Raw genomic sequence first — 13,215 nt, forward strand, 5'->3', positions numbered from 1 at the left:
AACTCGGTGAAGATCAGCAAGTCGATCGTCGACGAGCAACACAACCTCGACGCGCTGCTGGTTAGCGCGATCGGGTTGGCCGACGTCGGCAATGACGTCCTGTCCGCCAACCGGAAGGGTTTGACGGATGTCTTCCATCTGCTGGTGCCGACCACCAATCTGACCAACGAGTACAACAAAGCGCTGTGGTGCGGTTTCGCGGGTCTCGCCCAGGATGGGAAGTTTCCGCCGTTGTCGGAACCGAGCATCAATATAATCGCGGGTTTAACGTTTGGGGCCGAACGTTATCGGTATCCGACTAACCTGCCCAAGGTCGCGGCCACGGGCGGCCCGCAATGCCTGGACCTTCCGAATCGTGCCTTCAACGCCAACGCGAAGCTTCTCGTCGCAGATACTGGTGCCAACCCAGTGGCGTACGGGAACCCGCAGCTGCTGATCAACTCCGATCTGCTCAAACAGTTGTTGTATGGGCCGATTACCGGCCCGCCGCGCAACTCCGCTCAGGTCGGAAACCCCGGATGAGGGGCTCAATCCGCGCGACGCTCATCAAGTTCGGTGTCTTTGCCGTCGTGATGGCGGTGCTGACCGCGTTTCTGTTCTTCATCTTCGGCCAGTACCGCACCGGTGCGGTAACCGGGTATTCGGCGGTCTTCAACGATGCGTCACGACTGAAGACCGGAGATTCGGTGCGGGTCGCCGGCATCCGGGTGGGCACCGTCAACGGTATCTCGCTGCAGCCGGACAAAAAGGTTGTGGTGAAATTCGACGCCGACCGCAGCGTCGTGCTCACCGACGGCACCAAGGCGGCAGTTCGCTATCTCAACCTGGTCGGTGACCGTTATCTCGACCTCGTCGACGGGCCGGGCTCGACCAGGCGGCTGCCGGCCGGAGGTCAGATTCCGGTGGCCCGCACCGCGCCGGCACTTGACCTCGACCTGCTGCTCGGCGGACTGAAACCCGTTGTTCAGGGCTTGAATCCGCAAGATGTCAATGCGCTCTCGTCAGCGTTGCTGCAGGTATTCCAGGGCGAGGGCGGCACTCTTCAGTCGCTATTCTCCAAGACGACATCGTTCTCGAATGCTTTGGGCGACAACGACCAAACGATCCAGCAACTGATCGAAAACCTGAACACCGTGGTGGCCACCCTCGACAAGGACGGCGGCAAGTTCTCCGGCGCAATCGATCGCCTCCAGCGGCTGGTCACCGGACTGTCTGACGACCGTGACACCATCGCCCCCGCTATCGACGCGTTGAGCAAGGGAACCGCCTCGCTGGCCGATCTGCTGGCCAACGCCAGGCCACCGCTGTCCGGCACCATCGAGCAGCTCAGTCGGCTGGCCCCTAATCTCGATCAGGACAAAGACCGCCTCGACGCCGCGCTTCAGAAGGCGCCAAAGAACTACCGCAAGCTGGTCCGACTCGGCGTATTCGGTGCCACCATCCCGTACTACCTCTGTGCGATAACGCTGCGTGGTACGGACCTTTCGGGCAAGACAGTGGTGTCCCCCTGGTTTAGGTCCGAAGCAAAGAGGTGTCAGGAACCCTGATGTTGCAATACCGCGGAACCGGGCTAATTAAGGCGGGCTTCATCGGCGCCGTCTTGATCGTGCTGCTCATCCTGGTGGGTCTGTCGCCCGATCGGATTGTGTCGTTGGCCACGGCCGTCCGGTACCAGGCGTTGTTTTCCGAAGCCGGCGGCCTTGCCCCGGGCAACGCGGTGACGGTGTCGGGAATCAAAGTCGGCACGGTGTCGAACGTGTCGTTGCGCAACGGCGATGCACTGGTCACGTTCACGATGAAAGGCAACGTTCCACTCGGAACGGACACCACCGCGCACATCCGCACCGGAACACTGCTGGGCGAGCGGGTGCTGACCCTGGAGTCGGCCGGCAGCGGAATGATGCATCCGCTGGACGTCATCCCGATATCCCGCACCTCCTCGCCGTACTCGCTGACCGACGCGGTCAGCGACTTCACCTCGTACGCCGGCGATACAAACACCGCGACCTTGAACCAGTCACTCGACACGCTGTCGGCAACGCTCAACCAGATCGCCCCACAGTTGGGGCCCACTTTCGACGCGGTCACCCGGTTATCGCGAAGCCTGAACAGCCGCAACCAATCCCTGGGCGAGCTGTTCAAGAGCGCGAGCGATGTCACCGGAATCCTGTCCGAACGCAGCCAACAGGTCAACAAGCTCATCCTCAACTCCGACGATCTGCTTCAGGTCTTGGTGACGCGCCGACAAGAGATCGTCTCCCTTTTGGCAAACACCTCGACGGTGGCCAAGCAGCTGTCCGGATTGGTGCACGACAACGAAAGCAAATTGGCGCCCACGCTGGAGAAGCTGAATTCGGTGACCGCGATGCTGGAAAAGAACCGCGACAACATCAACAAAGCACTGCCCGGCCTCGCGAAGTTTGAGATCACGGTGGGTGAGGCTATCTCCAGCATGTACGCCTACTCGGCGTTCGTGCCGAACTTCAATATCCCGCAACTCTGGCAACCGTTCATGGATTACCTCTGGGGATTCCGCACCTTCGACACCGCGCGCGGTCCGGGCTTCCCGTCACCGGTACCGCGGGCGCTGAATCAGTACCCATACAACGGTATTCCACCGTGCCCTGGCTGTACGTTGGGCGGACGAATCGGAGGATCACAATGATCTCCCGGATGCCTCGGATCCCGCGTACCAGGCTCACGGCCATCGCGGCGGCCGTCCTGGCCGGGCTCATTGTCGCCGGGACCGCACTGATTGTGCGTGATGTGTTCTTTGGTCCACGAACGATAACCGCCTACTTCACCACCGCCACCGCGATTTACCCGGGCGATCAGGTGCGGGTCTCCGGTGTCAAGGTCGGCACGATCAAGGCCATCCAGCCCGCGGGCACGCAGGCCAAGATGACCCTCAAGGTCGACCACGGCGTGCCGATTCCGGCGGACGCGAAAGCGGTCATCGTCACCCAGAATTTGGTGGCTGCCCGCTACGTCCAACTCACTCCCGCCTACCGGACTAGCGGCCCGGTCATGGCGGACGGGGCGGTGATACCGGTGCAACGCACGGCCGTGCCCATCGAGTGGGACGAGGTCAAAACCCAATTAATGCGGCTGGCAACGGATTTGGGTCCCAACAGCAAGGTGTCGACGCCGTCGATCGCGCGGTTCGTCGACAGCGCCGCCAATGCACTACAGGGCAATGGCGACAAGCTGCGGCAAACACTCGCTCAACTGTCAGGGGTGGGACGCATCCTCGCCAATGGCAGCGGCAACATCGTCGACATCATCAAGAATCTGCAGACCTTCGTCACGGCACTGCGCGACAGCAACGTCCAGATCGTGCAGTTCAACGACCGGCTGGCCACGCTCACCAGCGTGGTCAACGACAGCAAATCCGACCTAGACGCGGCGCTAACCGATCTGTCGACGGCGGTTGGTGAAGTGCAGCGATTCATCGCCGAAACCCGCGACCAGACAAGTGAACAGATTGCCCGATTGGGCGATGCCATCCAGCCCATCGTCGACCAGCACATGGCTCTGGAGAACATCTTGCACGGCGCGCCGAACGCGCTCGGCAACTTCTTCGACGACTACAACGCCGACACCGGAACTATCGTGGGCGGGTTCGGGGTCATGGACTTCGCCAATCCCACGCAGACCGGTGCGCTCATTTCCCCCGCGGGGCTACCGGTGCCCGGCTGCGGGATGACCGAAGCCATCGAGAACGTCACTGCGACCGAATCGGGCAAGCTGTGCGCCCTGTTCATCGGCCCCGGGTTGCGGCTGCTCAACTACAATAGTGTGCCGTTCCCCATCGATCCATTCATTCAGAAGTCGATGGACCCGGCCAACGTTGTCTACAGCGAACCGCGCCTGGCACCTGGCGGCGAGGGTCCGAAGCCCGGACCGCCCGAGATCCCGCCCGCGGTGTCGGCCTACACGGGGCTGCCGGGAGATCCCGTAGGACCGCCGGGCGCGGTGCCGCCGGCGCGGATACCGGGCGCGGCGATGCCGCTGCCGCCGCCGCCGTCGACACCAGCGCCCCCGCCACCGCTGCTGCCGGCGGAAGGACCACACCCATGACCGCGCGGATGCTGGCACGGCGGGTACTCGCCATCGGCTCCTGCGTGGCGCTGACCGCCACCGGGTGCGCCTTCCACGGCCTCAACTCGCTACCTTTGCCCGGCGCGGTGGGGCGCGGAGCGGGCGCCGACATCTATCACGTCGAGCTGGCGAACGTCCTGACGATGGAGTCGAATTCGCCGGTGATGATGGACGACGTCGTGGTCGGCAGTGTCGGCCCGATGACGGTGAAAGACTGGCACGCCGACGTCGAGATCTCGGTGAAGCGCGATGTCGTCATCCCCGCCAACGCGGTGGCCAGCGTCGCACAGACCAGCCTGCTGGGATCCATGCATGTCGAGCTCAACCCGCCGCTCGGCCAACCCGGTACCGGACGGCTGCGCCCGGGCGCCACCATACCGCTGAATCGGTCGTCGACCTATCCCTCGACGGAGCAAACCCTGTCGTCGCTGTCGCTGGTCGTCAACGGGGGCGGGCTGGGGCAGATCGGGGAGATCATCCACAATTTCAGCGCCGCGCTGTCCGGGCGCGAGGGAGCTGTTCGCGATTTGCTTAATCGGCTCGACACTTTCGTGGGGACACTCGACCAGCAGCGGGACAACATCGTTACGTCGATCCAGGCGCTGAACCGGCTTGCCGAGACATTCGCAGGACAGCGCGACGTTCTGACCGAGGCGCTGCGCAAGGTGCCGCCCGCGCTCGAGGTGCTGATCAAGGAGCGGCCGCGGCTGACGGCCGCCTTGGACCACCTGCGTGTGTTCAGCAACACCGCCACCGGGCTGATCAACGATACCCAGGCCGACTTGGTCAAGAATCTGAAAAACCTGGAGCCGACAATCCGCGCGCTCTCCGACGTCGGACCGGGGCTTGACACGGCGATCGCGGGGTCGACGGTCTTCCCGTTCACCCAGAACTTCGTCGACCGAGCCGTTCGAGGTGACTACTTCAACCTGCATGTCCAGTTGGACCTGACTATTCCCAAGCTCAAGAGCTCACTGCTGCTTGGGACGCACTGGGGACAACTAGAGGAACAGTTGATACCCGCGCCCGGGGAACCGTATTACCTGAATTACACATATGATCCATTGCGCGCCGGTGCCGCACAGCCGCCTGGTCCCGTGGCACCGCCGCTACCCGGCCCGCCGCAGCCGCCATATGCTCAGCCGAATCTCCAGTTCAGCGCTCCGCTACCGGGACCCGCTGCTCCGCCGCCCGGGCCGCTGCCGGGACCCGCTGCTCCGCCGCCGGGGCCGCTACCGGGACCCGCTGCTCCACCCCCGGGGTTTGGTTCCTTACCGGGGCCCGCGGCTGCGCCGCCAGCCCCGGTGCCGGCCGGGCCGAATCCTGCTCCGCCACCGGGGATCCCGCCGGCAGAGGGGGGCGGATAGATGCTGACGCGCTTCGTCCGGATCCAGCTGGCGATCTTCGCGATCGTCGGGATTATCGGTGTGATCGCGATGGTCCTCTTCTACATCCAGGCGCCGACCCTGCTCGGCATCGGTCGCATGACTGTCACCCTCGAGCTGCCGGCCACCGGTGGCCTGTACCGGTTCTCCAACGTGACCTACCGCGGAGTGCAGATCGGCAAGGTCACTGCGGTGGCGCTCACGGCGAACGGCGCCAAAGCGACGCTGTCGCTTGGCACCTCGCCCAAGATCCCGGCGAACCTGCAAGCGGATGTGCTGAGCGTCTCCGCGGTGGGCGAGCAGTATGTGGACTTGCGGCCACGAACCGATTCGGCGCCGTATCTGCACAACGGCTCGGTTATTGCGATGGGCGACACCACGATTCCGCAAGCGGTCGGACCGATGCTCGATCAGGTGAACGCCTTGATCAAAAGCCTTCCCAAAAATAAAATCGGCCAATTACTCGACGAGTCTTTCCAAGCCTTCAACGGGGCCGGATACGATCTGGGATCGTTGTCCGACTCGACCTCGCGAATCTCCGCCGACGCCAACAGCGTTGTCGACCGCACGCGAACCCTCACCGAAGACACTGGGCCGCTGCTGGACTCGCAGGCGAAGACCGCCGACTCCGTTCGCACCTGGGCGCGTAGCCTGGCCGGGATCTCCGACGTGGTGGCGACCGACGATTCCCGGGTTCGCACATTGCTGCAAAACGGTCCCGGCGCCGCGGATGAGGCATCGCGGCTCTTCGAGCAAATCAAACCGACGCTGCCGGTGTTGCTTGCCAACCTGACCACCATCGGGCAGATCGCCGTCACTTACCACCCCTCGTTGGAGCAGCTGCTGGTGCTGCTGCCGCCATCGGTTGGCTACATACAAACGGCAGCCTCGATGAACCATCCCGACGGTTGGTCCAGGGGCGACTTCGCACTCACGGTCGACGATCCGCCCATTTGCACGGTCGGCTTCATGCCACAAAGCCAATGGCGATCCCCGTCCGACACCGGCGACGTCGACACGCCGGACGGGTTGTACTGCAAACTGCCGCAGGATTCACCGCTGTCGGTTCGCGGCGCCCGCAACTATCCCTGCATGGGACACCCCGGAAAGCGCGCGCCCACCGTCGAAATCTGCAACAGCGACAAGCCGTTCATGCCGCTGGCGATGCGCCAGCATGTCCTCGGCCCTTCCCCGTTGGATCCAAACTTGCTCGCCCAGGGCATACCGCCCGACGACCGGGTCACCGCCGACCGACGAATCTTCGGCCCGGTCGAGGGAACACCGCTGCCGCCAGGGGCGTTCCCGCGGGGAGCACCCGCCGGGCCGCGGGGAGCGAATCCACCACCCGGCACGCTGGGCGCAGCTGCACCGCCGGCGCCGTCGTCGCTCTCGGCCAACATGTCGACACAGGCCGCGGACTTTCCGCCGATAGCGCCACTCGACGTCCCCGCTCAGGGCGCGCCTGCCCCGCCGCCGGCCGCGGCGCCCTCACCGCCGGTGGGTCCGCCACCACCCGACACGGTCAATGGTGCACAGCCGCAGGCGCATCCAAGCTCGTTCGGGGCCAAGGCATCTCGACCTGCGCCGTCGGTCGCGGTTGCCCCGTACGATCCGCGTACCGGTCGTTATGTCGCTCCGGACGGGAAGTTGTACCAGCAGTCGGATCTGGCAACCTCGACCGCGCCCAAGAAGTGGCAGGACTTATTTCCGACTTAAAGGTCCTACTGGCTAGTCAGCCAATCTTGTCCAGCCGCAGCGGCAGTTCGATACCAAGCCACTGGTTTTGCCCGCAGGCTCCGCTCGGGCCGATCGTCTTGTCCTTCCCGGCAAGTACCGGCGACCCGATCTGGAATTCACCACTACCCGCGGGATCAACTGGATAGAAATAGTAGGTCTGCTGCCCGGTGAAAGCGGTGCCGTCTTGGCACCGCTCCCAGTTCGGCACATCGCGTTTGACGTACCACATGAGCCCGTCGACCATATAGATTGGCGCGCTCCAGCCCTGGTCGCTGTTCAGCGTGCCGGTGCATTCCTGAAAATTGGTGCACGACGAGCTGATCTTCCATGTGGCGACGACTGTCGGCTCGTAGTTGTACTGATCATTGAGCTTGGCCCAATTGCCGTTTGACGTCGCGCGGTACGTGCCGTTGATCGCGACGTCGTCCTTCGTTGTTGCTCGGGCCGTGGATACCGGACCCAAAATGCTGAATACGTTGGCAGCCAACAGTATCGCGGTGGTGATCGTTCCAGCTGAACGCATCGTGTGCTCCTCGACGGGCATTAACCGACGATGCCCATGCGACTTTGACGACACCGGTAGCGGCGTTCTCGTGCGATGAGAATAGCACCGGCGCTATCGGCCGGGTAAGGGTTCGAACGAATGCCGGATACGGTCATCCGAATGGATCCAACTTCGAGATCAGCCAGGAACCGTTGACCTTCGCGAGCGTTATTCGCACGCTGCTGGGGGTTGCCAGCGGTTGTGCCTTGTCCTCAGCAGTAGTGGTGGTCTCGTTGAGGAACACCAGCACGACGGCTGAGTCCGGGTGCAGTTCTGATACGGCCGCCCGAACCACGGCGGCCGTCTGGGTTAGGTGCTTCCCTCGCACCGCCGGCGCGACGATTTCCTGAGTGAACTTGTTGTAATAGATCAGAAAGTCGCCGGTGAGGTCTGCCTTCGCGTTGGCGAAGTCACGGTCCAGGCTGTCGGAGGAGTACGACAACACCGCCACAGCACCGTCTGAAGCCGCCCGGATCGCTCGCTGGGCCGCAGCGTCATCGATCTGTCGATCCGGACGGTACTGAAAAAAGAACACACCGGCTGCAAGCCCCACCGCTGCAATTACCGAGACCGCCAAGAGAATTGAACGCCAGTTTGTCAGAAACCGGTCGGTCACCGGACTGATTGCGGCCATTCTGCTGGGACGCGCGTCGCCGGGTGAAGGAGTCGCCGTGCTGTCAGTCGGCGATTCTGGGTCCTCAAGTGCGGTCTCGGCACCATCGGACGGCGAGTCGTGCTCGGAAGTCATTGGACGAAATCGAGTTTCGACATCTTGAGCTGACCGCGGTCCCGATCGATATTGACACTGAGCCGCCAGAAGACCGGTGGCCGTTTCGATTTATCGGGGTTGGTGGTGTCGGATTTTGCGACTACCAGCACGACTGCCGAATTGTCGGTCATCGACTCCACTGCGACGTCTTCCACGGTGGCCATGGTGGTGACCTTCGCATCCTGCGCGCTTTTAACCATGTAGGTGGACGTCGCTTCCAGCTGGCTCTTAAGCGCGCCCGTCGACGCGTCAATGCTGCGCTGCACATTTTCCTTTGCGTGGTCGGGATCAATCGACATCATCATCTCGACGCCGTGCCGCGCCGCCGTGGCGAACTCCGCGGCGTGCCTGTGCTGACGCACGAGTGTGAAGTGCTGCCATGCCATGTAAGCGGTCGCCACGAGCGAGGCAGAGATGAGCACCGCCGCGGTGGCGATACCCACCGCTTTCCGTCCGGGGCGACGGAGCCAACTTGGCCACCAACGCCTCGATCGCGTGGAAGCCGGCACGGTCTCGGCCGCGGCATCTTCTGCGTCCGAGTCGTCGATCGTCTCGGACTTGTCGCCGGAACCTGCCTCGGCCTGTCGGCGCAGTTCCACCGCGCGGGCACGAGCTGCCTCGGCGCGCGCCTCCGCCCGAGAGAGCTCTTCTTCCGCTTCCGCTAACGAAGCTGGAGCTTCGGTAGTCGATGGGTTGGCGTCGGAGTCCGTCACTGGGCCCGGGCTATCGCCGGCGCGACCGCGCCGCGACCTACTGCTAACAACCAACCGCGCACGGAGAATCACATTATCACCCCAAATTCGCTGGCCGGAGGGGCTATGCGGACGCGCAACGGGCATCACTTTGCTGGCCGAACGCGACCTTCTCCGAACAAGAGAATTTTCTTATCGCCTATGCAAAACTATTGCGGTGCGTTTCATCGTGGCAGCGGTTGCCGCGCTGATTGGAGTCGGCGTGTTGATGCCGCCGACTGCTGCCGCCGGTCCGACTGTTTGCGACTATCCGGACTGTACCCCAGGCATCGCCCCGCACATGGTCCTCGGCGCACCCTGTGACAACACCACTTACTACGTGTTCGGTGTCACAGACTATTACACTTCTTTTTCCTCGCAGCCGGGGCGCTTGATGTTTTGTGGCTCACCCCGCAGATATCAGCCCAGATGGTTCCGGTCACCTCCGATGGCGGGAATCAAGGAAGAAAACTCCGACTGCAAGCTGTGGCTCAACTACGTTGCGCAGTCGCCCGATGGGCTGTTTCTGGTCTGCATAGCGCAGGCAGACAAGACGTTCTGGACGCGGGGCGACACATAAATCTCATTGCGTGACAAATGCATTGCGCGGGATTGTCAACGGCAGGTCCACCGAACTCAGCAATCCAGGTTCTGCGGCGACCACATAAGGCACGGCGTTGAGAACTCGCATCGCGGTGGCGACCATCGCGCCCGCCCCAGAGGTCATCCCCGCGACTCCGGCCCGGCGCGGATCCTTGAGGGTCGCCGCCAGCGTGCATTCAATGTCGGGATCACCCGTGATCACGATCCGATAGGACAGATCGCCGATGCCGGTGGGCCAATCGGGTGCGACGTCGTGGGCCAGCCGGGTGACGTGTTCGATGACGATGGCCTCGCGGCCGTCCACCACGCCGATCGCCTGCATGCGTATTGCGCCGCACGTGCCCGCCTCCACGGTGCCCATCGCGACTTTCAACGTCCGGTTCGTTACCGCGCGATCGAAACTCTCGCGCACTTCTTGGACTTCCACCCCGAGCGCATCGGCGACCAACCGGATCTGCCCCTGCCATTCGCCGGCGATCGCGCCCGGAAAGCTGATCCATGGTTGATAGTCGAGGGGCCGACCGAAGCCCAGCGCATCGCTCATGATGTCGGGAACTCCGTAGTCGTCGTACAACCCGATCTCGAACGCGTGAATCTTCTCGATCGATGACGACTGTGTTGACAGCACCAAAGGCAAATAGTCGGCAGCGAATCCCGGCTCAATTCCCGACGCGTACAGCGACACCTTGCCCTGCTTCGCCGCCGCGACGAGTTGGTCTCGCCACTCCGCGGGTTCGTACGCGTGCGGATTGACCAGCCGCGTGGTGCTTGTCGTGACGACGTTGATGCCGGCCTCGAGAAGCTTGACGTAGTCGGGGATGGCCAGTGCATCACGTTCAGGACCGCTGGCCGCATAAATGACGCAGTCGGGCTTGAGGCCGATCAACGCGTCGGTGTCATTGGTGGCGGTGAGCCCGATCGGTTCGCCGTTGGCCAGCTCGCCGGCGTCCTTTCCGACTTTTTCCTCTGAGTGCACCCACACGCCGACGAGCTCGATGTCGGCCCGTCGCCGAATGGCGTGGATGGCGATCGATCCGATGCCGCCCGTCGCCCAGACCACCACACGTAGTGGATTTTTTGCCATGTCGATCCTCTCTCGAAAGGTGTCATGAGTACCTAATCTTTGCTCCACACTGCGCGGGGTGTGGCCGCGGCGGTTGAAGCGGCGCCACGAATAATCACAGCGAAAACCGCAGCTAAAGAAAACGGCGAACAAATGTTAGGTTGAGGGCGCCCCGAACACCGTGGGAGGCAGGACCGATGTTCACGCTCAGGTTCGACATGCGCGCGCCAGCCTGTGGCGCCCCGGCTGCCGACCTGTACGCCGCAGCCGTTGACATGTGTGCGTGGGCGGAGACGCGCGGAGCGATCGTCGCTGTGCTCTCCGAACACCACGGGGCCGACGACGGCCATCTTCCCAGTCCGCTGATCTTGGCTTCGGCAATCGCCGCAAGAACCAAACAGTTGATGATTCTGCTTGCCGCGGTGCCGATTCCGCTGTGCGAGCCAGTGCGCCTTGCCGAAGAAATGGCCGTCCTCGATCTGATCAGCAAGGGCCGGGTGATGTATGCCTTCGGGATCGGTCATCGCAGCGAGGAGTACGAACACTTCGGTGTGAGCATGGCCACACGCGGCAGGGTTGCCGACGAGATCCTGGACGTACTTGACGATTTGCTGCACGGCGAGGTTGTCGAGTATCGGGGCCGGCAGGTTCGTGTCACTCCGCCCTGCATGTCCGGCGACGGACCGCCGATGATGATCGCGGGCGGCAGCAAAGCCGCCGCTCGCCGGGCTGCCACCCATGGTCTCGGCTTCATCTCGCAGACCGACTCCGCGGGTCTGAGGGAGTTCTACGAATCGGAGTGCCGCCGCGCTGGGCATGAGCCTGGCAGCGTTCAGTTCCCGGTACCAGGCACTCCGACAGCGGCTTTCGTCGCTGACGATGTTGACGAGGCATGGGAGGTACTGGGGCCGCACCTGGTGCACGACGCGGTGACGGCGGCGTCGTATCGGCCCCACGACGACTCGGTGACCAGCATTACCCGCGCTGACAACGTGGCGGCTTTGCGGGAGGTGCAGGGCCCGTACCGGATATTCACGCCCGACGAGGCAGCCGACTACATCCGCGGTGGGCGGCCCCTGCCGCTGCACCCGCTGTGCGGTGGCATCCCGCCCGATGTGGCGTGGCGATACCTCGAACTCGCCGGCGCCGCAAGCGCGCGGGCGCAGGCCGACTGAAGGAGAAGCTGGATGTCCGCTTTGCCTAAGCACGCCCGCGTCGTTGCATGGTCCACGGGAGGGGTTGGCACCGCGGTCATCGATGCGATCAGACGCCGCCCGGACATGAAATTGGTTGGCGTATGGGTGCATTCGCCGAACAAGGTCGGCAAGGATGCCGGCGAGTTGGCCGGTGGTGGGCCGATCGGCCTCAAGGCCACCAACGACGCCGATGCGCTTATCGCGCTCGCGCCCGATTGCGTCGTCTATTCCGCCAGTGGTCCGGAGCGCGATGCCGCCGCGGTGCGTGACTACCTGCGGCTGCTGGCGGCTGGCGTCAATGTCGTGTCGACGTCGTCGACAAGCCTGGTCTACCCCCCGGCGTACTTCGCGCCGGATTGGTACAACCAGCTCGACGCAGCCGCCAAAGGGGGCGGCGCGTCGTTCTATGCATCGGGTATCTTCCCCGGTTTCGCCTCCGATCAGCTCGCGCTGCTGCTGACCACCCAGTCGAAAAACATCCGCAGCATCACGGCCAGCGAGGTTGCGCTGAACGACCACTATCCCGTCGCCGACGTGATGATGGACGGAATGGGCTTCGGTCGGCCGCTCGACTTCGAGCCGATGCTCAAGACTCCGGGATTCATCGAAATAGCCTGGAAAGCACCGATATACCTGATGGCGAACGGTCTCGGCGTCGAGGTCGACGAGGTACGGGGTTCTCTCGATCGGCAACTGTCCGATCGTGACATCGAGGTGGCATTCGGCACCATCGCGGCCGGTACCTGTAGTGCGGTGCGGACCCGCGCCGCGGGGGTTGTCAACGGCCGGGAGGCCATCGTGATCGAGCACGTCATCCGGATGGCGCGCGACGTCGCGCCCGACTGGCCGCACTCGGGGTCCGACGCGACCTACCGCGTCGACGTCGTCGGCGATCCCGACATCCACTGCGAGCTGACGCTCGGCGAGGCCGAAGGTCACGGTGCGGGCCGGGCCGCCATGACGTCCACGGCCATGCGTGTCGGCAACGCGATCCCGTACGTCGTCGAAGCGCCACCGGGCCTGCTCAGCTCGCTGGACATCCCAATGACGCTGCCGCGTCATGCTTTTGACTGAGCGATTCACTCC

At 63.6% G+C, this 13,215-nt stretch carries 13 protein-coding genes; 9 read left to right on the forward strand and 4 right to left on the reverse strand.

Annotated elements, in window-relative coordinates:
• The 6 genes from VKI00_RS32545 to VKI00_RS32570 all read left to right on the forward strand — a co-directional run.
• The coding region (locus tag VKI00_RS32545; protein ID WP_324447411.1) for an MCE family protein at window positions 1–522 on the forward strand (522 nt) is incomplete at its 5' end.
• A complete protein-coding gene (locus tag VKI00_RS32550; protein ID WP_324447412.1) occupies window positions 519–1,547 on the forward strand; it encodes an MCE family protein in 1,029 nt (342 codons plus the stop codon). The genes VKI00_RS32545 and VKI00_RS32550, both read left to right, overlap by 4 nt.
• Entirely contained in the window at window positions 1,547–2,665 is a 1,119-nt protein-coding gene (locus VKI00_RS32555; protein WP_324447413.1) for an MCE family protein, read from the forward strand. The genes VKI00_RS32550 and VKI00_RS32555 overlap by 1 nt, the downstream gene beginning before the upstream one ends.
• Window positions 2,662–4,080 carry an MCE family protein gene (locus tag VKI00_RS32560; protein ID WP_414687355.1) on the forward strand — a complete coding sequence of 473 codons (1,419 nt, stop codon included), beginning with the start codon at window positions 2,662–2,664 and terminating at the stop codon, window positions 4,078–4,080. The genes VKI00_RS32555 and VKI00_RS32560 overlap by 4 nt, the downstream gene beginning before the upstream one ends.
• Window positions 4,077–5,468 carry an MCE family protein gene (locus VKI00_RS32565; RefSeq protein WP_414687356.1) on the forward strand — a complete coding sequence of 464 codons (1,392 nt, stop codon included), beginning with the start codon at window positions 4,077–4,079 and terminating at the stop codon, window positions 5,466–5,468. Before VKI00_RS32560 ends, VKI00_RS32565 begins: the two co-directional genes overlap by 4 nt.
• Window positions 5,469–7,202 carry an MCE family protein gene (locus VKI00_RS32570; protein WP_324447415.1) on the forward strand — a complete coding sequence of 578 codons (1,734 nt, stop codon included), beginning with the start codon at window positions 5,469–5,471 and terminating at the stop codon, window positions 7,200–7,202.
• A 16-nt stretch (window positions 7,203–7,218) separates the two neighbouring features.
• Here the strand turns inward: VKI00_RS32570 and VKI00_RS32575 are convergent, their stop codons facing one another.
• The 3 genes from VKI00_RS32575 to VKI00_RS32585 form a co-directional block, all read right to left on the reverse strand.
• Entirely contained in the window at window positions 7,219–7,746 is a 528-nt protein-coding gene (locus tag VKI00_RS32575; protein ID WP_324447416.1) for a hypothetical protein, read from the reverse strand.
• A 133-nt stretch (window positions 7,747–7,879) separates the two neighbouring features.
• Window positions 7,880–8,515: a hypothetical protein gene (locus VKI00_RS32580; protein ID WP_324447417.1), complete on the reverse strand. Its 636-nt coding sequence runs from the start codon at window positions 8,513–8,515 to the stop codon at window positions 7,880–7,882.
• Window positions 8,512–9,249, reverse strand: a complete 738-nt coding sequence (locus VKI00_RS32585; RefSeq protein ID WP_324447418.1) for a hypothetical protein — start codon at window positions 9,247–9,249, stop codon at window positions 8,512–8,514. Before VKI00_RS32585 ends, VKI00_RS32580 begins: the two co-directional genes overlap by 4 nt.
• A 196-nt stretch (window positions 9,250–9,445) precedes the next feature.
• On the opposite strand from VKI00_RS32585, the gene VKI00_RS32590 reads away from it, so the two are divergent.
• A complete protein-coding gene (locus tag VKI00_RS32590; protein WP_324447419.1) occupies window positions 9,446–9,847 on the forward strand; it encodes a hypothetical protein in 402 nt (133 codons plus the stop codon).
• A gap of 3 nt (window positions 9,848–9,850) precedes the next feature.
• On the opposite strand, the gene VKI00_RS32595 is transcribed toward VKI00_RS32590, so the two are convergent.
• Window positions 9,851–10,954 carry a dihydrodipicolinate reductase gene (locus VKI00_RS32595; RefSeq protein ID WP_324447420.1) on the reverse strand — a complete coding sequence of 368 codons (1,104 nt, stop codon included), beginning with the start codon at window positions 10,952–10,954 and terminating at the stop codon, window positions 9,851–9,853.
• 176 nt (window positions 10,955–11,130) lie between these two features.
• On the opposite strand from VKI00_RS32595, the gene VKI00_RS32600 reads away from it, so the two are divergent.
• The gene (locus VKI00_RS32600; RefSeq protein WP_324447421.1) at window positions 11,131–12,108 is read left to right on the forward strand and encodes an LLM class flavin-dependent oxidoreductase; all 978 of its coding nucleotides are present in this window, start codon (window positions 11,131–11,133) and stop codon (window positions 12,106–12,108) included.
• 12 nt (window positions 12,109–12,120) lie between these two features.
• Window positions 12,121–13,203 (forward strand): dihydrodipicolinate reductase, encoded by a 1,083-nt coding sequence (locus tag VKI00_RS32605; protein ID WP_324447422.1) that lies wholly within the window; start codon window positions 12,121–12,123, stop codon window positions 13,201–13,203.
• The last annotated feature ends 12 nt before the right edge of the window (window positions 13,204–13,215 follow it).

It is taken from the genome of Mycobacterium sp. (assembly GCF_035314665.1).
GTDB lineage: Bacteria > Actinomycetota > Actinomycetes > Mycobacteriales > Mycobacteriaceae > Mycobacterium.